The sequence below is a fragment of the Paraburkholderia fungorum genome (genome assembly GCF_003610895.1).
Classification (GTDB): domain Bacteria; phylum Pseudomonadota; class Gammaproteobacteria; order Burkholderiales; family Burkholderiaceae; genus Paraburkholderia; species Paraburkholderia fungorum_B.
This window is the reverse complement of the sequence record NZ_MCAS01000019.1, coordinates 81,345-103,956: the sequence shown is the minus strand read 5'-3', so window position 1 is coordinate 103,956 and position 22,612 is coordinate 81,345. Positions and strand designations below refer to the sequence as shown.

21 protein-coding genes are annotated in these 22,612 nt (G+C 62.3%); 15 read left to right on the top strand and 6 right to left on the bottom strand.

Annotated elements, in window-relative coordinates; all coding sequences use genetic code 11:
- Window positions 1-54: 54 nt before the first annotated feature.
- From BCY88_RS19390 to hslU, 7 genes are all read left to right on the top strand, one after another.
- Entirely contained in the window at window positions 55-780 is a 726-nt protein-coding gene (locus tag BCY88_RS19390; protein WP_120345814.1) for a DUF484 family protein, read from the top strand.
- Between the two features lie 25 nt (window positions 781-805).
- Window positions 806-1,729, top strand: coding sequence for a tyrosine recombinase XerC (gene xerC / locus BCY88_RS19385; RefSeq protein WP_120345813.1), 924 nt, complete (start codon window positions 806-808; stop codon window positions 1,727-1,729).
- Window positions 1,730-1,827: 98 nt separating this feature from the next.
- Window positions 1,828-3,030 (top strand): class I SAM-dependent rRNA methyltransferase, encoded by a 1,203-nt coding sequence (locus BCY88_RS19380; RefSeq protein ID WP_120345812.1) that lies wholly within the window; start codon window positions 1,828-1,830, stop codon window positions 3,028-3,030.
- A 270-nt stretch (window positions 3,031-3,300) separates the two neighbouring features.
- The gene (locus BCY88_RS19375; RefSeq protein ID WP_120345811.1) at window positions 3,301-4,404 is read left to right on the top strand and encodes a CobW family GTP-binding protein; all 1,104 of its coding nucleotides are present in this window, start codon (window positions 3,301-3,303) and stop codon (window positions 4,402-4,404) included.
- Between the two features lie 655 nt (window positions 4,405-5,059).
- The gene (gene dksA / locus BCY88_RS19370) at window positions 5,060-5,479 is read left to right on the top strand and encodes an RNA polymerase-binding protein DksA (RefSeq protein ID WP_054037155.1); all 420 of its coding nucleotides are present in this window, start codon (window positions 5,060-5,062) and stop codon (window positions 5,477-5,479) included.
- A 316-nt stretch (window positions 5,480-5,795) separates the two neighbouring features.
- Window positions 5,796-6,332 (top strand): ATP-dependent protease subunit HslV, encoded by a 537-nt coding sequence (gene hslV / locus BCY88_RS19365; protein WP_028197737.1) that lies wholly within the window; start codon window positions 5,796-5,798, stop codon window positions 6,330-6,332.
- Window positions 6,333-6,343: 11 nt separating this feature from the next.
- Entirely contained in the window at window positions 6,344-7,690 is a 1,347-nt protein-coding gene (gene hslU, locus BCY88_RS19360) for an ATP-dependent protease ATPase subunit HslU (protein ID WP_120345810.1), read from the top strand.
- A gap of 158 nt (window positions 7,691-7,848) precedes the next feature.
- Here the strand turns inward: hslU and BCY88_RS19355 are convergent, their stop codons facing one another.
- Window positions 7,849-8,391, bottom strand: coding sequence for a response regulator transcription factor (locus BCY88_RS19355; protein ID WP_028197735.1), 543 nt, complete (start codon window positions 8,389-8,391; stop codon window positions 7,849-7,851).
- Complete coding sequence (locus tag BCY88_RS19350) at window positions 8,388-9,698, bottom strand: ATP-binding protein (protein WP_120345809.1); 1,311 nt, start codon at window positions 9,696-9,698, stop codon at window positions 8,388-8,390. The genes BCY88_RS19355 and BCY88_RS19350 overlap by 4 nt, the downstream gene beginning before the upstream one ends.
- A 129-nt stretch (window positions 9,699-9,827) precedes the next feature.
- Here BCY88_RS19350 and BCY88_RS19345 point away from each other — a divergent pair, with 129 nt between their 5' ends.
- Window positions 9,828-11,465: a tetratricopeptide repeat protein gene (locus BCY88_RS19345; protein WP_120345808.1), complete on the top strand. Its 1,638-nt coding sequence runs from the start codon at window positions 9,828-9,830 to the stop codon at window positions 11,463-11,465.
- 38 nt (window positions 11,466-11,503) lie between these two features.
- Here BCY88_RS19345 and BCY88_RS19340 read toward each other — a convergent pair whose 3' ends face one another.
- Complete coding sequence (locus BCY88_RS19340; RefSeq protein WP_120345807.1) at window positions 11,504-11,728, bottom strand: cysteine-rich CWC family protein; 225 nt, start codon at window positions 11,726-11,728, stop codon at window positions 11,504-11,506.
- Window positions 11,729-11,991: 263 nt separating this feature from the next.
- Between BCY88_RS19340 and argB the strand changes: the two genes are divergently transcribed.
- From argB to BCY88_RS19300, 7 genes are all read left to right on the top strand, one after another.
- Window positions 11,992-12,891 (top strand): acetylglutamate kinase, encoded by a 900-nt coding sequence (gene argB, locus BCY88_RS19335; RefSeq protein ID WP_028197732.1) that lies wholly within the window; start codon window positions 11,992-11,994, stop codon window positions 12,889-12,891.
- A 212-nt stretch (window positions 12,892-13,103) separates the two neighbouring features.
- Window positions 13,104-13,907 (top strand): pyrimidine 5'-nucleotidase, encoded by an 804-nt coding sequence (locus BCY88_RS19330; RefSeq protein WP_120345834.1) that lies wholly within the window; start codon window positions 13,104-13,106, stop codon window positions 13,905-13,907.
- Window positions 13,874-14,572 (top strand): nucleoid occlusion factor SlmA, encoded by a 699-nt coding sequence (slmA, locus tag BCY88_RS19325; RefSeq protein ID WP_120345806.1) that lies wholly within the window; start codon window positions 13,874-13,876, stop codon window positions 14,570-14,572. Before BCY88_RS19330 ends, slmA begins: the two co-directional genes overlap by 34 nt.
- A gap of 308 nt (window positions 14,573-14,880) precedes the next feature.
- Window positions 14,881-16,026 (top strand): homoserine O-succinyltransferase MetX, encoded by a 1,146-nt coding sequence (metX, locus tag BCY88_RS19320; RefSeq protein ID WP_120345805.1) that lies wholly within the window; start codon window positions 14,881-14,883, stop codon window positions 16,024-16,026.
- Entirely contained in the window at window positions 16,023-16,631 is a 609-nt protein-coding gene (gene metW / locus BCY88_RS19315) for a methionine biosynthesis protein MetW (RefSeq protein WP_028197728.1), read from the top strand. Before metX ends, metW begins: the two co-directional genes overlap by 4 nt.
- A 14-nt stretch (window positions 16,632-16,645) precedes the next feature.
- Window positions 16,646-18,040 carry an AmpG family muropeptide MFS transporter gene (locus BCY88_RS19310; RefSeq protein WP_120345804.1) on the top strand — a complete coding sequence of 465 codons (1,395 nt, stop codon included), beginning with the start codon at window positions 16,646-16,648 and terminating at the stop codon, window positions 18,038-18,040.
- Window positions 18,041-18,126: 86 nt separating this feature from the next.
- On the top strand, window positions 18,127-19,326 hold the full coding sequence (locus BCY88_RS19300) for a M48 family metallopeptidase (protein ID WP_259461452.1): 1,200 nt from the start codon (window positions 18,127-18,129) through the stop codon (window positions 19,324-19,326).
- Between the two features lie 3 nt (window positions 19,327-19,329).
- On the opposite strand, the gene BCY88_RS19295 is transcribed toward BCY88_RS19300, so the two are convergent.
- The 3 genes from BCY88_RS19295 to gatB form a co-directional block, all read right to left on the bottom strand.
- A complete protein-coding gene (locus BCY88_RS19295; RefSeq protein WP_120345801.1) occupies window positions 19,330-20,109 on the bottom strand; it encodes an exodeoxyribonuclease III in 780 nt (259 codons plus the stop codon).
- A gap of 64 nt (window positions 20,110-20,173) precedes the next feature.
- Window positions 20,174-21,013: a PPK2 family polyphosphate kinase gene (locus BCY88_RS19290; protein WP_120345800.1), complete on the bottom strand. Its 840-nt coding sequence runs from the start codon at window positions 21,011-21,013 to the stop codon at window positions 20,174-20,176.
- A gap of 123 nt (window positions 21,014-21,136) precedes the next feature.
- A complete protein-coding gene (gatB, locus tag BCY88_RS19285; RefSeq protein WP_120345799.1) occupies window positions 21,137-22,612 on the bottom strand; it encodes an Asp-tRNA(Asn)/Glu-tRNA(Gln) amidotransferase subunit GatB in 1,476 nt (491 codons plus the stop codon).

The following is a 22,612-nucleotide window of genomic DNA, read 5'->3' as shown; positions in this document are numbered from 1 at the left end:
TCATGACCGATGCGCCGCCCGAAGGCGTCGTCCCGTAGTCCTTTAGCCGAAACCATGAACGATCGCGAAGTCGCCGAATATCTGCTCGCCAACCCCGAATTCTTCGCCGACCACGCGGAAATGCTCGCGACGATCCGGCTCGCGAACCCGCACGGCAAAGCCGCGGTGTCGCTGCAGGAACGGCAGATGGAAATGCTGCGCGACAAGAACAAGCATCTGGAACGGCGTCTGGCCGAGCTGCTGCGCTACGGTCACGAGAACGACAGCATTGCCTCGAAGTTCAATCGCTGGACGATCCGCGTGATGGCCGAGCGTGATCCGTACGCACTGCCGCGCACGATCGCCACGGGCTTGCGGGAAATTTTCGACGTGCCGCAAACCGCGCTACGCGTCTGGGACGTCTCCGAACCGTATGCGCAGGCCGAGTTCGCGCGCCATGTCGGCGAGGAAGTGCGCATCTTCGCAAATAGCCTCACCACGCCGTACTGTGGCGCGAACACCGGCTTCGAAGCCGCGCAATGGCTGACGCCGGCGGTCTCGGCGGTAAGCGAGGACGCGTCCGCAGGCGGCACGGGGTCAGGCGAGTCGGCGCACCTGACCGAGTCGATTGCATTGCTTGCGCTGCGCGACTCCGAAGGCAAGGAAGAAGCGCCCACCTTCGGCCTGCTGGTCATGGGTTCGGCCGACGCACGCCGCTTCCACGACGGCATGGCCACCGATTTCCTGACGCAGATCGGCGCGTTGGCGAGCGCGGCGTTAAGCCGCCTGCTGCCGCGCTGAGCCGCCAAAGCCGCAAAGGGCCATCGTGACCGACGCCGACCCGATCGCCGCCTATCTGTCGAATCTCGAACATGAGCGGCGGCTGTCGGCGCATACGCTGCGCGGCTACACCCACGAACTCGAGGAGCTCAAGCTGCTGGCCAAAGGCCGGCCGCTCGAAAGCCTCACCGCGGTCGATATTCGCGGCGCGGTTTCGCGGGCGCATGCGGGCGGCCTGACGGCGCGGTCGATCAGTCATCGGCTCTCGTGCTGGCGCGCGTTTTACCGCTGGTTGGCGGGCCGCGTCGATCTGCCCGCCAACCCGGTCGCGACCGTGCGGGCACCAAAGCAGGCCAAGGCGCTCCCCAAAGCGCTCTCCGTCGACGACGCCACGCGCCTGATGGAAAGCCCGCCGGCCGCGACGCCCGAAGGCTTGCGCGACCACGCGATGCTCGAACTGTTCTACTCGTCGGGCCTGCGTCTGTCCGAACTGGTCGGCCTCGACGCCCGTTTTGCCGATGCCGGCGGTTACCGCTCGGCGGGCTGGCTCAAGCTCGATTCCGCGGAAGTCGAAGTGCTTGGCAAGGGCAACCGGCGCCGCATCGTGCCGGTCGGCAGCAAGGCGCTCGAGGCCTTGAACGTGTGGCTCGCGGTGCGCGAGCAGATGGTTAAACACGATCCGCACCCGCTGTTTCTCTCGGCGCGCGGCAACCGGCTGTCGCCGAATGTCGTGCGTGATCGCGTGAAGCGCGCGGCGCTGGTCGCCGGCATTCCGGCCAACGTGCATCCGCACGTGCTGCGGCATTCGTTCGCCACCCACGTGCTGCAGTCGAGCGGCGACCTGCGGGCCGTGCAAGAACTGCTCGGGCACGCCAGCATCACCGCCACGCAGGTCTACACCGCGCTCGATTTCCAGCATCTCGCGCACGTCTACGATCAGGCGCATCCGCGCGCCAAAAAACGCGACTGATTCCGCTCCTTGCTTTTTGGCGGCTTGCGGTCTCCCTCTTTGCCTCACCTGCCGTGTGCCTCTCTGTCTACGCGGCCAACTGGTCCTGCTGAATCCTGATGAATACCGTTACGCTCAAACCGTCGAAAGAAAAATCGCTGCTGCGCCGCCATCCGTGGGTCTATGCCAACGTGATCGATCGCGTCGACGGCAATCCCGCTCCGGGCGCGACCGTGCTGGTGCGCGCGCACGACGGCCGGTTCCTCGCGCGCGCGGCCTATAGCCCGCATTCGCAGATTCGCGCGCGTGTGTGGAGTTTCGACGAAGCCGAGCCGATCGATCACGCATTCTTCAAGCGCCGCGTGCAGCGCGCGCTCGCGCATCGTCAAACGATGGTGCACAACACCGGCGCCGTACGGCTGATTTTCGGCGAAGCGGACGGCTTGCCGGGCCTGATCGTCGATCACTACGTCGCCGAGGACGAAGGCCAGCGCAGCCAGCTGGTGTGCCAGTTCATGGCGACGGGCGTCGAAGCATGGAAGGAGGCGATCGTCGCCGCGCTGACCGACGCGACCGGCTGCCCGAACGTCTACGAGCGCTCGGACGTGTCGATCCGCCAGAAGGAAGGGCTCGAACAGATCACCGGCGTGCTGGCGGGTGAGGCGCCGTCAGAAGCGCTGATCGCGAGCGAAAACGGCGTGCGTTATCACGTCGACGTGCGCAACGGCCACAAAACCGGCTTCTACGTCGACCAGCGCGACAACCGCCTGCTGGTGCAGCAACTGGCGCAAGACCGCGACGTGTTGAACTGCTTCTGCTACACCGGCGGCTTTTCGCTGGCGGCGCTCAAAGGTGGAGCGAAGCGCGTGGTGTCGATCGATTCGTCGGGCGACGCACTGGCGATCGCGCAACAGAATGTGGCCGCCAACGGTTTCGATGCCGAACGCGCCACCTGGCTTGACGCCGACGCGTTCAAAACCTTGCGCCGCCTTTACGACGAAGGCGAGCGCTTCGACCTGGTCGTGCTTGATCCACCAAAATTCGCGCCCTCGCGTGAACACGTGGACCGCGCCGCGCGCGCCTATAAGGACATCAACCTGACCGGCCTGAAGCTGCTGCGTCCGGGCGGCCTGCTGTTCACCTACTCCTGCTCCGGCGCGATCGACTCGGAACTGTTCCAGAAGATCGTCTCGGGCGCGGCGGCCGATGCGCGCGTCGATGCGCGGATTCTCAAACGCCTCGGCGCCGGGGTCGACCACCCCTTGCTCACCGCTTTTCCTGAAGGCGAATACCTGAAGGGCCTGCTGTTGCAAATTGCCTGATCGCCCATAGCTTGAGGGTTATTTCCCGCGTGCCGTGAAAGGGATTCACCCCTGCCGCCAGCGCCGGCTTGACAGATATGTTTCAATATCCGGCTAGATCGGGTCGCGCGCCATCAGGCTGCCGCACCCGGCAAACCGGATTCGCAGACGCATTCGCGGCAAATCCCGCGCGGCAGGGTTCGGGCGGTTAATTTGCCCGGTTGATTCGCGTGGCAAATTCGCGCGGCAGATTCGATTACGCACAGACTCACATACATACAGGCGACCAAAATGATCCCAGTCACCATCCTCACCGGCTTTCTCGGCAGCGGCAAAACCACCCTGCTCAAGCGCATCCTGAACGAAAAGCACGGCATGAAGATTGCCGTGATCGAGAACGAGTTCGGCGAAGAGAACATCGACAACGAAATCCTCGTGCAGGATACGAGCGAACAGATCATCCAGATGAGCAACGGCTGTATCTGCTGCACGATCCGCGGCGACCTGTCGCGCGTGCTGGGCGATCTGGCGGCGAAAAAGCAATCCGGCGAACTGGATTTCGACCGCGTCGTGATCGAGACCACCGGTCTTGCCAACCCGGGGCCGGTCGCGCAGACCTTCTTCATGGACGACCAGATCGCCAACGAATTCCTGCTCGACGCGATCATCACGCTGGTCGACGCGAAGCACGCGAACCACCAACTGGACGAGCATGAAGTGGTGCAGCGCCAGGTCGGCTTCGCCGATCGCCTGTTCATCACCAAGGCCGATCTGGTCGATGAAAAGCACGTGGACGATCTGCGCCACCGCCTGCTGCACATGAATCCGCGCGCGGCGATCAAGATGGTCAATTTCGGCGAAGCGGACATCAAGGAAATCTTCGACCTGCGCGGTTTCAATCTGAATTCGAAGCTCGAAATCGACCCGGACTTCCTCGCAGAAGACGAACACGCGCACAGCCACGCTCACGCGCACGACGAGCACGGCCACACCCATGCCGATCACGACGGCCACGATCACGAAAACTGCGATCACGACCACGGCAAGTGCGACCACGAAGGCCACGACCACGCGCATCACCACCACGCGCACCATGACGACAAGATCAAATCGTTCGTCTACCGCAGCGATCGTCCGTTCGATCCGAACAAACTCGAGGACTTCCTCGGCGGCATTCTGCAGATCTACGGCGAACGCCTGCTGCGCTACAAGGGCGTGCTGTATATGAAGGGCGTCGACCGCAAAGTGGTGTTCCAGGGCGTGCACCAGATGATGGGCAGCGACCTGGCCGCGAAATGGCAGCCGATCGAGAAAAAGACCAACAAGATGGTGTTCATCGGCATCGAACTGCCGCAGGACCTGATCACCGACGGTCTGGACGCCTGTCTGGCATAAACGTCATGCCTGCTGTGCCGTGCGCAGGTGGCATGGCACGGCAAGTGCACGCCGACGCGCGCCGGCAACGAATCGGGCAACTTGCGGGCAGCAGGACAATCGTCTGCGGAATACGTGCAAAAAGCGGCCGAAAGCCTGCTGAAATGTCGTTTATGTGAAAAGCACGTGAAAACCCTGCTGTATTAAACCGTGCACGACCATCGCTTTTTGAGCGTTCGCGCGTTATATTTTCGGGATATCGATGCGCCGCCGGGGGATTTTCACCAGTTACGGCGCTGGATTGTGATTCAGTTACAATACGTGCCCACTGGAGAATGACAACGAATTGCCCGGTCTGCGCGTGGTCCACGCCGGGCCTGAAACGGCGCCGGAAAACCTTGTCCGGACATTACGCCGACAATGCCGGCTGGCACAGCTGATAAGGCGCGCTGCCGGCAAGCAATGCCTCAGGAGCAATTGAGAAACGGTTTCCAGAGGAGTTCGGCCCCGCATAGGCGTAACGCGCCCGGCGCGTGGGCGCAAGGCGCTTCGGCGTCACCGACAGCCCATCGTCCGTGCGCACCCAGCGCTCAGCGTCCTCGTGGCGCCTTTGCGGGCAATACGAAAGTGCGGGCACTATGTAAGAGTTTTGCCTCACATTGAAGAAGCAAGCCAGATGACGACGAAACGACTCTTGACTGAAGCCGAAATCCTGAAGATGAGCGACAAGGATTACATGAATGAGGATCAGCTCGCTTTCTTCAAGAACAAGCTCGAACAGCTGCAGGCGGACATTCTCCGCAATGCCGGCCAGACGACCGAGAACCTGCGCGAAACAGTAATCGTGCCGGATCCGGCCGACCGCGCAACGATCGAGGAAGAGCATGCGCTCGAACTGCGCACGCGCGACCGCGAACGCAAGCTGCTGAAGAAGGTGCAGCAGTCGATCGCGCGTATCGACTCGGGCGATTATGGCTGGTGCGAAGAAACCGGCGAGCCGATCGGCGTTCCGCGCCTGCTCGCACGGCCCACGGCTACCCTGTCGCTCGAAGCGCAGGAGCGCCGCGAACTGCGCCAGAAGCTGTTCGGCGACTGAACGCCTGCGGCGCGGCTTCGGCTCCGCGCCCTTTTAAGCTGCTTCGTCGAGAGGCGCACGGTGATCTGTGCGCCTTTTTTCTTTTGTGTGACCTCGCGCACGCTCCCCCGCCTTGCCCCGTGTTTTTGTCTTATGCCATTTGCCGGCTCTTGATATGACCGCGCACGCCCTAAAATAGGTCGAACATGCGTTGCATGAGCGCGCGCCAACCGGTTAATCGTTTCAGCGTTGCGCGCCGTCCGCTTCCAGGATTCACAGGATTCATGCGGTGGTGATACGCCACCGCGTCCTACCCGTTTTGCAAAGAGGAACGCATATGGAGCAATTTCACGGCACGACAATCGTCTCCGTGCGCCGCGGCGACAAAGTCGCGCTTGGCGGCGACGGCCAGGTCACGCTCGGCAACATCGTCATGAAAGGCGGTGCGAAAAAAGTCCGGCGCATCTATAACGGCAAGGTGATGGTTGGCTTCGCCGGCGGCACGGCCGACGCCTTCTCGCTGCTCGACCGCTTCGAAGCGAAGCTGGAAAAACATCAGGGCAATCTCACCCGCGCCGCCGTCGAGCTCGCCAAAGACTGGCGCACCGACCGCATGCTGCGCCGCCTCGAAGCAATGCTGATCGCGGCGGATGCCACCACCACCCTCGTCATCACCGGTAACGGCGACGTCCTCGATCCGGAAGGCGGCATTTGCGCGATCGGTTCGGGCGGTGCTTACGCGCAAGCCGCCGCGAAGGCGCTTGTCGACAACACCGAACTGTCGCCGCGCGAGATCGTGGAGAAGTCGCTGGAAATCGCCGGCGACATGTGCATCTATACGAACCATAACCGCGTCATCGAGACGATCGAGTAAGAGGACCCACGATGAGCACCATGACCCCTGCCGAGATCGTCTCGGAACTCGACAAGCACATCATCGGCCAAGGCCGCGCGAAGAAAGCGGTTGCCGTGGCGCTGCGCAACCGCTGGCGCCGTCAGCAGGTTGCAGACCCGCTGCGCCAGGAAATCACGCCGAAGAACATTTTGATGATCGGACCGACCGGCGTCGGCAAAACCGAAATCGCACGGCGTCTCGCGAGACTGGCCGACGCACCGTTCATCAAGATCGAAGCCACCAAATTCACCGAAGTCGGCTACGTGGGCCGCGATGTCGACAGCATCGTGCGCGATCTGATCGAAATCTCGGTTAAGCAGACGCGCGAAACAGAAATGCGCAAAGTGCGGACCAAGGCAGAAGATCAGGCCGAAGACCGCATCCTCGACATCCTTCTTCCCAGCGCCCGGCCGGTGGGTTTCGGCGCGAGTTCGAGCGCGACGGATACCGCCGACGAAGGCAGCACCACGCGCCAGACCTTCCGCAAGCGTCTGCGCGAAGGCCTGCTCGACGACAAGGAAATCGAACTCGACGTCGAACAGCCGCAAGTGGGCATGGACATCATGGGGCCGCCGGGCATGGAAGACATGACCGAGCAGATCCGTTCGATGTTCGCGAACATCGGCGGCGGCAAGAAAACGCGCCGCAAGCTGAAGGTGAAGGAAGCGCTCAAGGTCCTCACCGACGAAGAAGCCGGCAAGATGCTCAACGACGAAGAGGTGAAAACCAAAGCGGTACAAAACGTCGAGCAGAACGGCATCGTGTTCCTGGACGAAATCGACAAGATCGCGTCGCGTAATGAAGCAGGCGGTGGTGAAGTGTCGCGTCAGGGCGTGCAGCGCGATCTGCTGCCGCTCGTCGAAGGCACCACGATCAACACCAAGTACGGCATGGTGAAGACCGACCACATTCTGTTTATCGCGAGCGGCGCGTTTCATCTGGCCAAGCCGAGCGATCTGATTCCGGAACTGCAGGGCCGCTTCCCGATTCGGGTCGAACTGGACTCGCTGTCGGTGAAAGATTTCGAATCGATTCTGGTTTCGACGGACGCGAGCCTCGTCAAGCAATACCAGGCACTGCTGGCTACGGAAGACGTGCACCTGGAATTCGCCGACGACGGTATTCGGCGCCTTGCCGAGATTGCGTACGCGGTGAACGAGAAGACCGAAAACATCGGTGCACGCCGCCTATACACGGTGATCGAAAAGCTGCTCGAGGAAGTGTCGTTCTCGGCCGGCAATCACTCCGGCAAGACGGTGCAGATCGACGCGGCCTATGTCGACCGTGCGCTGAATGAAGTGGCAGAAGACGAAGATCTGTCGCGCTACGTGCTGTGATTTTGATGCCGACGCCGCGCTAAAGCCGCGCGCCGCGCGCGCGAGCTGATCGGATATGAAGCGTAAAAAAACGGGCCGTCTTGTGAAAGACGGCCCGTTTTGCTTGATGCTTGATGCTTGATGCTTGACGGCCCGCAAGCGTGGGCACGCCCCAGCGCTTACTGCTTGACCGGCCGCTTCGCCAGTTTGCGTTGCAGCGTTCGACGATGCATGTTCAACGCACGCGCCGTGGCCGAAATATTGCCGCCGTGTTCCGCGAGCACGCGTTGAATATGCTCCCACTCCAGGCGAGCGACTGACAACGGCGTGGGATGCTCGATCGCTTCTTCAGCTTGCAGCGCGCTCGCCTCGCTTTGCAGCGCCGACAAGATCGTCTCGACGTTCGCGGGCTTCGCAAGATAGTTATCGGCGCCATCTTTCACAGCCTGTACCGCTGTGGCGATACTCGCATAACCGGTCAGCACCAGCATGCGCGCGTCCGGTTGCAAGTCGCGCAAGGGCGCGACGAGCGTCAGGCCGGAATCGTTGCCGAGATGCAGGTCTACCGTGATCTGGCTGAACTTCTGCTGGTTCGCCAACTTGATCGCTTCATCCGCGTTATGTGCTTCGGCCACCGTGTAACCGCGCCGCGTCAAACCACGGGCGAGGATGCCGGAGAACACTTCATCGTCGTCGATCACCAGAAAATTCATATCGCTCATGCCTGTTTCTCCGTGTTGGATGGCGTAGTGCCTTGACGGCCCACCCCTGATAACTTGCGCGCGGCAAGCGGCAATCGCAATACTGCACGCGTGCCACGCGGCTTGATCTCGCTGACGTCGGCCAGCTCAATCGATCCCTTCAGACGCGCCGCCGCTGAAAACGCCAGATACAGGCCCACGCCATGTCCACCCTGTGTGCTGTCGACCGGCATCGTGCCGAGCGATCCGCGCAAGGCGGCGGGAATGCCGGGACCCGCGTCGCAAACCTCGAATACGATCTGGTCGCCGCGCTCTGCGAGCGTGCACGTTAGCGTGACGTGATCGCGGCTCGCACGCGCGGCGTTGTCGAGCAGAATCGTGAGAATCTGGCTGACGGCAACCGTGTCGTCAAGACTGACACCCGCAGGTGGCACACCGATCCGCTCGAACTTCACATGCGGATGACGCAAGCGCCATTGCTCGCCAAACGACTCGAGCCATTCACTGACCGCCTGCCGGTTGGTCGTTGTCGATGCACGGCTGCGCAGCCGCGCAAGCGCCGACGTACACAGTGTCATTTGCTGTTCGAGCAACTCCAGATCGGCGCTGTATGGGGCGAGCCCCTTGTCGGTTCTTGCAGCGTCGCGCAATTCTTCGGACAGCATCGCAATTGTAGACAACGGCGTGCCGATTTCGTGAGCGACCGTGGCGGCCTGCACGCCGAGCGCGACAGCGCGTTCGTCGTGAAGCAAGCGCTGCTGCGCGTCTCCGAGCGCTGCGTCACGTAGTCGCAGAGCGCGTGACATACGCGCGACGAACCACGCAATCAGGCCGACGCTGACCATGAAGTTCACCCACATGCCGGCGCGATAGTAGTCAAACAGGTTTGCCGGGTTGTCGAGATTGAGCGGCACGGAATCGAAGCCGAGCACCGCGTAGCAGGCCACGGCGAACGCGGCGAGCCACGCCATCAGTTGCCACGGCAGCACGGCCGCCGCAATCGCGAGCGATGGCAGGTACAGCGAAACAAATGGATTGGTGGTGCCGCCGGAGAGGAACAGCAGCGCGGATAACGCGCCGAGATCGACCCAGATCTGGCCGAACAATTCGAGATTGGACTCGGGGCGCTGCTGCGAGACACGCCACCACGTGAGTCCGTTGAAGATCACCTCAAGGGCGATCACGAGCAACATGGCGGGCAGCGGCAGATGCACACCGAAGAATATCTGCACAACCGCGATCGTCACCAGCTGGCCGATGATGGCGAGGCTGCGCAGCCAGAACAGATGGCCGAGATTAACGCGGCCGGTGTTGGTTATACGATGCATGACTTTAGTTTAACTGTTCGGACTAGTCCGACTGACCTCGCGAACTCACGCCGGTAACATGGAATTTTTGCGATAGCGTTGCACAGGCCGATCAGTCATCACCGGTTATTGCGCCGCCCCAACCCTTCCATGCTACCCACCTCTGACAGCGAGACGCCTACCTCGTCAGCTTTCCTGACTTTTCTGCGACATGCTGCCGCAGCCCGACAAAACGGCACTGCACAAGCGGAAGCCACGTGGCTCGATTGCGCCGCGCAACTTCATTCGCTCGACGACGCGTCGATCGCCTCACTCGTTGCTACGCTGATTGAGCAACACCGTCACAACGATGCGATCGAACTCGCCGCCATTATTGCCCAACTCGCCCCCCATCACGCTCTCGCACACTTCCGCGCCGGCTATACGCTGCAAATAGGAGGCCGGCATGGTGAGGCAATCGCCCCTTACCGTCGCGCACTCGCGATCGATCCGGCATTGCCCCACTTGCGCAACAATCTCGCCGGCGCCCTCGCGCTCACCGGCGGTGACCTCAACGAACAACTCGCCTTGCTGGAAAGTGCAATTCGTAACGATCCCGGCAATGGCGACGCATGGATCAATCTCGCTCAGGCAAGCCGGGCCAGGCTCGATCTGCCGCGCGCACTCCATGCTGGCGCAACAGCCGTGCAATGCGCACCGCATAACCCGCTGGCGCACAACAACTATGCGCTGGCGCTGCGTGAAGCGCAACGCTGGGAGGAAGCCGAGCAAGCCGCCAGAACTGCCTGCGCATTGACGCCTGGCGACGCGACCATGCGCTCCAATCTCGGCATGCTGCAACTCATGCGCGGCGATTACGCGAACGGCTGGCACACCCACGAAGCACGCTGGGACGGCTCGCTTGAATTGGGCGGCAACCGTCCTGCAATGCCCGCACCGACCTGGCAGGGCGAATCGCTCGCTGGCAAAACGCTACTGGTGTGGGGCGAGCAAGGCATGGGCGACGTCTTGCAATTCAGCCGCTATATCCCTCTGCTGGCCGCGCGTGTTCATCGCGAGGGTGGCCGTCTTGTCTGGAATTCATTTCCGCAAATGGGTGCGCTACTCGCTCGCAGCCTCGGTGATCAGGTGGACGGTTATTCGGCTGGCGGTGGCGTCGACACCCTACCGCCTTTCGACTACGAAATTCCGTTGCTCAGCCTGCCTTTGATATTCGGCACGCGCGAAGAGACCATCCCCGCGAAGATTCCGTATTTGCATGCGGACATCACAGCCACCAGGTCATGGCAAAAGAGGCTTAGCGGCGAAACAAGGCTCAAGGTCGGACTGACGTGGACAGGTAGTGCCGGCCATCAGCGCAATCCATTCCGGCGGGTGGGCTGGGAACGCTATGCGGAACATTTCGGCGGCATGCAGAACGTGGCGTTCTATTCACTGCAACCGGGTGCCGAGGCGGATGTCGCGGCCGCCCGAACTGCAGGTCTGCCGATGTCGGACTACACCTCAGAATTCGCCAGCTTCGACGACACGGCGGCGTTTGTCAGCGCACTCGATCTCGTCATCACGGTTTGCACGTCCGTCGCGCATCTAAGCGGTGCGCTCGGCCAGCGCACATGGGTGCTGCTTGACGTCAATCCGCATTGGGTCTGGCTGCTCGACCGGTCCGACAGCCCATGGTATCCAGGCGCCACGCTGTATCGGCAAGCGCAGTTCGGCCAATGGGATCCGGCATTAGGGGCCGTTGCACGTGATCTGGGCGTGCTTGCGGCCCGGCACCGCGCAGCATAGGCCGACAACCCGCCCACCACAGCCGCAAGGCGCCGCGCTCAGGGCGAACCGGCTCCTGACGCCGGGTGAACGGCCCGTGCAAGCTCCGCGGCAAGGCATTCGGGACACAGGCAGCGGCCGGACGGATCGAGCCGGTCTGCCGGCAAGGCCGGCATCTCGCGGCACCAGCAATTGAACGGCACCGCGTGCATGGCGCAATCGAACGCGTGACCGCAGCGCGGACAAAGCGCGCTGCTTTCAGTGCGGGAAGCTGACGATTTCATAAGGGCCAGATGATCTCGCTTCGGCCTGGATGTGTAAATAATGCCACGACCCACGCGCGGCCGTCAGTCGGCCGTTCGGCCAATTCACGGCCCATCTGAACGACGCTAAGCTTGATTGTCCGCCGCCGCTTCGGCCCGTCCGTTGCGCAGTGCGCAAAGCCCGCGCCGCCCGTCACCGGCGAGCGTATCGAAAACCCTGTTGCAGCGCGCCAGTCCTGTACAATTCGCCCTGTTTTAACTGTTCCGTGCCAGAGCCTGCCGCCATGTCCGAGCTTCCTGACCTTTCGCAGATCGCGCCCACCCTGAAGGCTGAAATCCTGGCCGAGGCGCTGCCCTACATTCGCCAGTATCACGGTAAGACCGTGGTCATCAAATACGGCGGCAACGCCATGACGGAAGAGCGCCTGAAGCAAGGCTTCGCGCGCGACGTGATTCTGCTGAAGCTGGTCGGTATCAATCCGGTCATCGTGCACGGCGGCGGTCCGCAAATCGACCAGGCGCTGAAGAAAATCGGCAAGCAGGGCACCTTCATTCAGGGCATGCGCGTCACCGACGAAGAGACGATGGAAGTCGTCGAATGGGTGCTCGGCGGCGAAGTGCAGCAGGACATCGTCACGCTGATCAATCATTTCGGCGGCCACGCGGTCGGCCTGACCGGCAAGGACGGCGGCCTGATCCACGCACGCAAGATGCAGATGCCGGATCGCGATAATCCGGGCCAGTACGTCGACATCGGCCAGGTGGGCGAAGTCGAGGCGATCAATCCCGCGGTCGTGAAAGCGCTGCAGGACGACGCATTCATTCCGGTGATCTCGCCGATCGGCTTCGGCGAAGACGGCCTGTCATACAACATTAATGCGGATCTGGTCGCGGGCAAACTGGCGGTCGTGCTGAACGCCGAAAAGCTCGTGATCATGACCAACATCCCGGGCGTGATGGATAAGGAAGGCAATCTGCTGACCGATCTGTCGGCGCGTGAAATCGACGGCCTGTTCGCGGACGGCACGATCTCCGGCGGCATGCTGCCGAAAATCTCGTCGGCGCTGGATGCAGCGAAGAGCGGCGTGCGTTCGGTACACATCATCGACGGGCGCATCGAGCACTCGGTGCTGCTGGAAATTCTCACCGAACAGCCGTTCGGCACGATGATCCGCTCGCATTGATTCCTGCCTCAAACCCGGCCCACACGGTACGCCAGTCAGGTGTGCCACGTGGGCCGTGCAATTGCGCCGCCGCGCCCATGGGCGGCGCACCATTCGCCGCCCCCTGGCGCAAGAACACGCTCCCCGCTTCCATCGCCTTGCGCATCGCTGACCGACCGTCGTCGGCGCTCGCGGCCGGAAGCGACTGCCTACGCCTGAACGGCGTCCTTATCATGCGCACCCCCACTTCCCGACGCCGTCGCCCACACATCGCCGGCGGCAGTCCGGTCTGGCTATTCGATCTCGACAACACGCTGCATCATGCCTCGCACGCGATCTTTCCCGCGATCAACCAGGGCATGACGCAATACATCATCGACGCGCTGCAGGTCGACATCGACGAAGCCAACCGTCTGCGCACCGGCTACACGCAACGCTACGGCGCGACGCTGCTTGGCCTCGCCCGCCATCATCCGCTCGACCCGCACGACTTTCTGAAGGTCGTTCACACGTTCCCCGATCTCGGCTCGATGATCCGTCACGAGCGCGGTGTCGCGCGGCTCGTCGCCGCGCTGCCCGGCCGCAAAATCGTGCTGACCAATGCACCCGAGGCCTATGCGCGCGCGGTCCTGGCGGAGTTGCGCATCGAGCGTCTGTTCGAACAGGTCATCGCCATCGAACATATGCGCGATCGCCACAACTGGCGCGCCAAACCCGACCACGCAATGCTGCGTAAGGCAATGCGCGACGCGCGCGTTTCGCTCAAGGACGTGATCCTCGTGGAAGACACGCGCTCGCATCTGAAGAACTACCGGCAGCTCGGCATCCGCACCGTGTGGATCACTGGCCATCTGCCGCGCAAACCGCACGCGGACGGCATCCCGACGCGTTTGCCGGGCACCGGCCGACCGCACTATGTCGATCGCTGCATTCGTTCGTTAAAATCGCTACGACTGGGCACCCGCTCGGTTCGATTGAAGGGACAGCAGACGGGACGACAGCCATGCAGCCGATCGACAAGCCTGACGAAGCCGTAGCCGAAGACGAACCCGCGCAGCCGGCCGCCGCGCGCGCGCCGCGCCTGAAGCCGGGCGAGCGCCGCGTGCACATCCTGCAGACGCTTGCCGCGATGCTGGAGGCACCGAAAAGCGAAAAAATCACCACAGCGGCGCTGGCCGCGCGGCTCGGCGTCTCGGAAGCCGCGCTGTATCGCCATTTCGCCAGCAAGGCGCAAATGTTCGAGGGGCTCATCGAGTTCATCGAGCAGACCATCTTCGGCCTGATCAACCAGATCGCCGACAAGGAAAGCAACGGCGTGCTGCAAGCCCGCGCAATTGCGCTGATGCTGCTCAACTTCCCCGCGAAGAATCCCGGCATGACGCGCGTGCTGACCTGCGAGGCGCTCGTCGGCGAGCACGAACGGCTGACCGAGCGGGTCAATCAGATGCTGGAGCGGGTCGAGGCATCGTTGAAGCAGTGTTTGCGCGTGGCTCAACTGGAAGCAAACGCAAGTACCGGCGAAAACGCCAGCCCGAGCACCAAAGCGCATACAGCTGCGCTGCCCGCCGGCTACGATCCCGCGATCCGCGCAAGCTTGCTGCTGAGCTACATCATCGGCCGCTGGCATCGCTATGTGCGCAGCGGCTTTGCACGTCCCCCCGCCGAACATGCGGACGCCCAACTGCTCCTGATTCTTCAGTAGTCCGCGCGGTGCGCGAACTCGCAGCGGCGCCCGCGACGCTGCCGCATGAAATTTTCCGCTATACTTTGCGCCTGACCGCGGCTCGCCGAAACACCAGAGACCGCTGTCCAGAGCACTTTGAACACGCTGTACACGTAGTATCACGCGCCGATTTGCTGACTCGATTGCGGGCGCGCGAGCTGCCGGGAACATGTCCCGGGGCTCACTATAAATGCGGCTAAAGAGGTCGTCAGCCGTGCACACCGCTTCTCCTCCGTGCCTCGCCGACGCCAATCTAGCCGCCCTGTATTTGCTAAACGGCGGAATGAATGGAATCGATCGGTATCGTCGCTCCCCAAAAAATGCATTTCACCGAGCCGCTGCTCATGCAGAACGGCAGCTCGCTGGCCGGTTACGACCTGATGGTCGAGACCTACGGCACACTCAACGCCGCGCGCAGCAATGCCGTGCTGGTGTGCCACGCGCTCAACGCCTCTCATCACGTGGCGGGCGTGTACGCGGACAATCCGAAGGACATCGGCTGGTGGGACAACATGGTCGGGCCGGGCAAGCCGCTCGACACCAACAGGTTCTTCGTGATCGGCGTGAACAACCTGGGTTCGTGCTTCGGCTCGACCGGACCGATGAGTATCGATCCGGCCACCGGCAATCCGTACGGCGCGAGCTTTCCTGTCGTCACGGTGGAAGACTGGGTGAACGCCCAGGCGCGCGTCGCCGATGAGTTCGGCATCACGCGCTTCGCGGCGGTGATGGGCGGCAGCCTCGGCGGCATGCAGGCGCTCGCGTGGAGCATGATGTACCCGGAGCGCGTGGGCCATTGCATCGTTGTTGCGTCCACCCCGAAGCTGTCCGCGCAGAACATCGCGTTCAACGAAGTGGCGCGCTCGGCGATCCTGTCGGACCCCGACTTCCACGGCGGCAATTACTACGCGCACAACGTGAAGCCGAAGCGCGGCTTGCGCGTCGCGCGCATGATCGGCCACATCACATATCTCTCGGACGATGACATGGCCGAGAAATTCGGCCGCTCCCTGCGCCGCGCGGAAGGCGCCGTGGACGCGTACAACTTCAACTTCGACGTCGAATTCGAAGTGGAATCGTATCTGCGCTACCAAGGCGACAAATTCGCCGATTACTTCGACGCGAACACCTACCTGCTGATTACCCGCGCGCTCGACTATTTCGATCCGGCCAAGGCCTTCGACGGCGATCTGACCGCCGCCGTCGCGCACACCACGGCGAAATACCTGATCGCCAGTTTCTCGACCGACTGGCGGTTCGCGCCGGCCCGCTCGCGCGAACTGGTGAAGGCGCTGCTCGACCACAAACGCACCGTGACCTACGCGGAAATCGACGCACCGCACGGCCACGACGCCTTCCTGCTCGACGACGCGCGCTATCACAACCTGATGCGCGCCTATTACGAACGTATTGCGAACGAGGTGAACGCATGAACCAGCGAGCACTCGATTATCTGGCGCTGCGCCCGGACTTCCGCGCGATCGCCCGCTGGGTTGAACCGCGCGCCACCGTGCTCGATCTGGGCTGCGGCGACGGCTCGTTGCTGTCGCTCCTGACCGAAGAACTGGACGTGCAGGGCTACGGCATCGAAATCAACGACGCCGGCGTATTGGCGTCGACGCAGAACGGCGTCAACGTGATCCAGCAGAATCTGGAAGACGGCCTGCGTCTGTTCGAAGATCGCAGCTTCGATTTCGCGGTTTTGTCGCAGACGCTGCAGACCATCCATCAAACGGCCGCGATCCTGCGCGAGACGGTGCGGGTGGGCAAGGAATGCATCGTCTCGTTCCCGAACTTCGGTTACTGGGCGCACCGGCTGTCCGTACTGAAAGGCCGCATGCCGGTTTCGAAGTCACTGCCTTACCAGTGGCACAACACGCCGAACGTGCGGGTGCTGACCATCAAGGATTTCGAGGCGCTGGCGCCGGAAGTCGGCATCGAAATTCTCGACCGCGTGGTGCTCCACGACGGCCAGGTGGTGCGATGGGGGGTGAACTGGCGTGGTAGTCTTGCGGTCTATCGCGTCAAGAAAAGCTAACACCACTTATTCACATGTCGAACCCGCCGCACGAGGCGCCTGCACTTACCGCTCACGAAGAACATCCCGGCTGGCGCGCGTTCCTGAATACGCGCATGCTGATCTGCGTCTTTCTCGGCTTTACGTCGGGACTGCCGCTGTTCACGCTCGTCTATCTGGTGCAGGCGTGGTTACGCTCCGAAGGCGTCAATCTGAAGGAAATCGGCCTTTTTGCGCTGATCCAGTTCCCCTACACCTGGAAATTCGTCTGGGCGCCGCTGATGGACCGCTACGTGCCGCGTTTGCCGGGCTGGCGTCCGGGCAGACGGCGCGGCTGGATGCTGGTCACGCAGATTCTGGTCGCGGGCGCGATTGCGACTTTGGGTTTCGTGTCGCCGCGCGATTCGATCTGGACGGTGGCCGCGTTGACCGCGCTGGTCGCGTTCTTCGGCGCGAGCCAGGACATCTCGATCGACGCCTACCGGCGCGAGCTGCTGAGCGACACCCAGCAAGGCCTCGGCAATGCGGTACACGTGAACGCGTACAAGATTGCCGCGCTGGTGCCGGGTTCGCTGGCGCTGATCCTGTCCGACCACCTGCCGTGGACCACCGTTTTTATCGTCACGGCGGCATTCATGGTGCCTGGCATGATCATGACACTGGTGGTGCGCGAGCCCGAAGTGCACGGTACACCCCCGAAGAATCTGCGCGACGCGATCATCGAGCCATTCCACGAGTTCATTCAACGCGACGGCTGGCGCGGTGCGCTGTTCGTGCTCGGCTTCATCTTTCTTTACAAACTCGGCGACACGATGGCGACCACGCTGTCCACGTCGTTCTTTCTCGACATCGGCTATTCGCGCACGCAGATCGGCGTGATCGCCAAGACCACCGCGTTCGGTGCAAGTCTCGCGGGCGGGATCGTCGGCGGGATCTGGCTGATGAAAATCGGCATTGGCCGTGGACTGTGGATCTTCGGCATCCTGCAGATGGTGTCGACACTCGGCTTCGCCTGGCTTGCGCATCTTGGCCCGGCCTCGCCTGGTCTTACCGCGATTTATGACATCGCCGTCTGGCTGAGCCAGGGCACTTCAAAGCTGCTCGCGCTAGTCGGCGTCGACTGGACTGTGCAGCTCGATCCGCGCTCCGTCGCGCTGGCGCTGGTCTACGGGCTGGAAACCTTCGCGACCGGTCTGACGATGGCGGCCTTCACCGCTTACATTGCCAGCACCACCGACCCGCGCTACACCGCCACGCAGTTCGCGCTCTTCACGAGCCTGGCCTCGGTGCCGCGCACGTTGGCCTCGGCGGCAAGCGGCTATGTAGTCGCGCGGATCGGCTGGTTCGACTACTTCATCGTGTGTACCGCACTGGCGCTACCCGGCATGCTGCTTCTGCTGCGCATCGCGCCCTGGAGAACCCGGTCGTGACAGCGCTCCTGCTGAAGCGCGTGGTGCGCAGGAATTCGGATACCACCGGGGTGACTTCGCCCAAGGCTAGCCTCGCGGTGCGGCGTATGGCCCTGGCGCTCGGTTGCGCGAACCTCATGTTCGGTGCGCCGCTGAGCGCGTACGCCACGACCCTGCCGGCGGCCGGCGCCAGCGCGCCGTCATCAACGCCAACGCCCGCACCCGCAGCGGTCCCTGCCGCAAAATCGGCAGTCGGCGCGGCGAGTCCCGAAAGCGCCACATCGACGGCACCGGGCGCGAACAACGCCACGACCGCCGGCAGCGCGCCCGCAGCCGCCACGCCGCCGGCTTCCACGCAGCCGTCGCCCCCCGCGCCGGTTACGGCAAAAACGCCCGCGGCGACGCCGGCACCGGCTACCGCAGCGAAAGCGCCTACGGCCACGTCCACGCCCGCCGCAAACTCCAACGTCCCCACGCCCCCAACTTACAGTGCGCCGAACACACAGTTGCGCTACGGCGGCTACCTCGTGTTTCGCAACCTGATCCCGTCGCCCATGCTCGAGGCGCAAGCCGCTCAGGAATTCAACGAGATCGTGTATGGCGCCCAGCACGCGAACAGTCTCTATGGCGACAACGACGCTCACGTCACGCGGGTGCGTTCGATCGTCGACAAGCTGATTCCCTACTCGTTGAAGTGGAACGAGCGGGCGAAGGGCTGGAAGTGGGATCTGGCGGTGGTGCGTTCGCCCGATATCCGCATGTACTGCCTGCCGGGCGGCAAGATCGTCGTGTACAGCGGCCTGCTCGATCGCGTGCGTCTGAACGACAACGAACTCGGCATGCTGATTGGTCACGAGATCGCGCACGCGCTGCGCGAGCATGCGCGCGAGCGGCTCGGCGAACTGCAGGCGAGCCAGCTCGATTCATCCGGCACGATCCCGCAGCTGTTCGGGCTTGCCGATCTGGGCGCGGCGCCGCTCGGCATCGGCTCGCGCCTGCTGGAGATGAAGTACGAGCCCACCGACGAAACCGAGGCCGACGTGATCGGCAGCGATATTGCCTCGCGCGCCGGTTTCGATCCGCGCGCCGCGGTCACGCTATGGGACAAACTGGCTACGGCGACACGCAGCAACCGCGATCAGGGCTTTATCTACGTGCATCCGTACACGCCGGCGCGGCGCCAGGACATCATCAAGCGCCTGCCGGATATGCTGCCGCTCTATGCAAAGGCAATCGGCAAGAGCGTGGATGCGCTGCCGGACTACGCCGGCATGGGCCGCCCGCGCCGCAAACCGCTCACGGATTGATGCTTACTTCTTGAGCTTGTGGTCGTAATCGACCGTCAGCGGCGCATGGTCGCTGAACTTGATATCGCGGAACACGTCGGTGCGTTTCGCCTTGCCCGCGATACCCGACGTGGCGATCTGATAATCGATCCGCCACCCCACGTTCTTCGCATACGCCTGACCGCGGTTGCTCCACCACGTGTACTGTTCCGGCCGCTGATCGAGCGTGCGGAACACGTCGACATAACCGACCTCGTCGAACAGTTTGGTGAGCCACTCGCGCTCTTCCGGCAGGCAGCCTGAATTCTTCTGATTGCTCTTCCAGTTCTTGATGTCGATCTCTTTGTGGACGATGTTCACGTCGCCACACACGATCACCTCGCGCTCCTGAGCCAGTTCCGCGAGATGCGGCATGAACTCGTCCATGAAGCGGAACTTGGCCTGCTGGCGTTCGTCGCCGCTCGATCCCGACGGCACATACACCGAGATCACCGAGAGTTTGCCAAAGCGCAATTCAACATAGCGCCCTTCCGGATCGAATTCCTCGCTGCCGAACCCGATCACCACTTCATCCGGCTCATGCCGCGTGTAGACGCCCGCGCCGCTATAACCCTTCTTCACCGCATGCTGAAAATAGCCGGTGAAACCGTGTGGCGACATGAACTCCGGCGTCAGATCGTCTTGCGAGCATTTGATTTCCTGCACGCACAGCACGTCCGCTTTCTGTTCGCCGAACCAGTCGAAAAATCCCTTCTTGGCCGCTGAGCGGATGCCGTTCAGGTTGGCGGTAATCACACGCAACATGTCGTTTCCTTTATGTTCAATTCGTTTCTGGACGTTTCTGGAGCACGAGGCCGAAGGCGCAAGATCATTCGACCTTGACGCCCTTCAGCGATTCTTTGGCGGGTGGATATTCGAGCTTTAACGCTTCGAACGTACGCAGCAACAGCTCGGCGACCATCACATTGCGATGGGTCTTCGAATCGGCGGGCACCACGTACCACGGCGCGTATTCGGTCGACGTCACGGCCAGCATGTCGCGGTACGCCGCCTGATACTGGTCCCACTGTTTGCGCGCTTCGAGATCGGAGACGTCGAATTTCCAGTGCTTGTTCGGATCGTCGATACGGGCCTGCAAACGCGCGCGCTGCTCGTCTTTCGAAATGTGCAGCATGCATTTGACGATGGCCGTGCCGCTGTCGGCCAGCAGTTTTTCGAATTGGCGAATATGACCACAGCGCTGCTCGAATGCTTCGGCATCCAGATTGCCGAGTACGGTCGGTACCAGCAAATCTTCGTAGTGGCTGCGGTTGAAGATGGTCAACTCACCGGCCGCGGGCGCCTGCGCATGCACGCGCCAGAGAAAATCGTGCGCCAGTTCCACAGGTGTCGGCGCCTTGAACGCCACGATACGCAAACCAAGCGGATCGACTTCGTGAAACACCGCGCGGATCGTGCCATCTTTGCCGCTCGTGTCCATGCCTTGCAACACCAGCAATACCCGGCGTTTCTGCTGCGCGTGCAGGCACTCCTGCTGCGTGTCGAGAATCGCACCGATCTCCGACAAACGCGCCCGGTCCGCATCTTTCGAACCACTCGAAAAAGGCTTCGCGGCAGGGTCGAAAGCGTCGAGCGAGAATTTGCTGCTCTTCTTGCCGTCGTCGAAATACGGCACACGGAAATCGTCGAGTTCGGGTTGCTTCGCCATTCACACTCTCCGTGATCTGCGTTAAAACGTCGCCCGCAAAATGAAACGGGCCGTTGCCCCACTTTCGTTTCCGGCAACAGCCCGTGATGGCCGGCGCACTCGCGCCGGCCACATTGCTTCAACTCAGGACAGCTTTTTCTTCAGCAGTTCGTTGACCTGCGCCGGATTGGCCTTGCCCTTGGTGGCTTTCATCGCCTGACCGATCAGCGCGTTGAACGCCTTTTCCTTGCCGGCGCGGAATTCCTCAACCGACTTCGGGTTCGCGGCGAGCACTTCGTCGAGAATCGCTTCCAGCGCGCCGGTGTCCGAAATCTGCTTCAAACCCTTCGCTTCGATGATGCGATCGGCAGCGGCTTCGTCGGTGGCCTTCTCTTCCCATATCGCGACGAAAATTTCCTTGGCGATCTTGTTCGAGATCGTGCCGTCGGCAATACGTTGCAGCAGCAGCGCGAGTTGCGCCGACGAAACCGGGCTTGCAGCAATATCCAGGTCTTCGCGATTCAGTTGCGACGACACTTCACCCATCAGCCAGTTAGCCGCGACCTTGGCATTCGCCGGGCCGACCTTGAGGACGACCGCTTCGTAGTACGCGGCCATGGCCTTGCTCGACGTCAGCACATTGGCGTCGTACGGCGTCAGGCCATATTGCGTGACGAAGCGCTGTTGGATCGCCACCGGCAGTTCCGGCATTTCGCTCTTCACGCGCTCGACCCACGCCGCGTCGATCACGAGCGGCATCAGATCGGGATCGGGGAAATAGCGGTAGTCGTGCGCATCTTCCTTGCTGCGCATCGAGCGCGTTTCGCGCTTGTCCGGATCGTACAGACGCGTTTCCTGCACCACCGTGCCGCCGTCTTCAATCAGTTCGATCTGACGGCGCACTTCGTACTGGATCGCTTCTTCAAGAAAGCGGAACGAGTTCAGGTTCTTGATCTCGGCACGCGTGCCGAATTCCGCCTGACCGACCGGGCGCACCGACACGTTCGCATCGCAACGGAACGAGCCTTCCTGCATGTTGCCGTCGCAGATACCGAGCCACGTGACCAGCGTGTGCAGCGTCTTGGCATACGCGACCGCTTCGGCCGCGCTGCGCATTTCCGGCTCGGTAACGATTTCGAGCAGCGGCGTGCCGGCGCGATTCAGGTCGATGCCGGTCATGCCCGCGAAGTCTTCGTGCAGCGACTTGCCCGCGTCTTCTTCGAGGTGGGCGCGCGTCAGGTTGATGACTTTCTCGTACGCTTCCTTACCCGCCTTTTCGTTAGCCGGGACCTGAATCGTCACCTGGCCACCCTGCACGACGGGGATTTCGTACTGGCTGATCTGATAACCCTTCGGCAGATCAGGGTAGAAGTAGTTCTTGCGCGCGAAAATGCTGCGCGGCGCAATCGTCGAGCCGATCGCGAGACCCAACTGGATCGCGCGCTCCACGGCGCCGCGGTTCATCACCGGCAGCGTACCCGGCAATGCCAGATCGACGGGGCTGGCCTGCGTGTTCGGCGCAGCGCCGAATTGCGTGGCGGTGCCCGAGAAAATCTTCGACTCGGTCGACAGTTGCGCGTGGGTCTCCAGACCGATCACGACTTCCCATTGCTTGGTCAT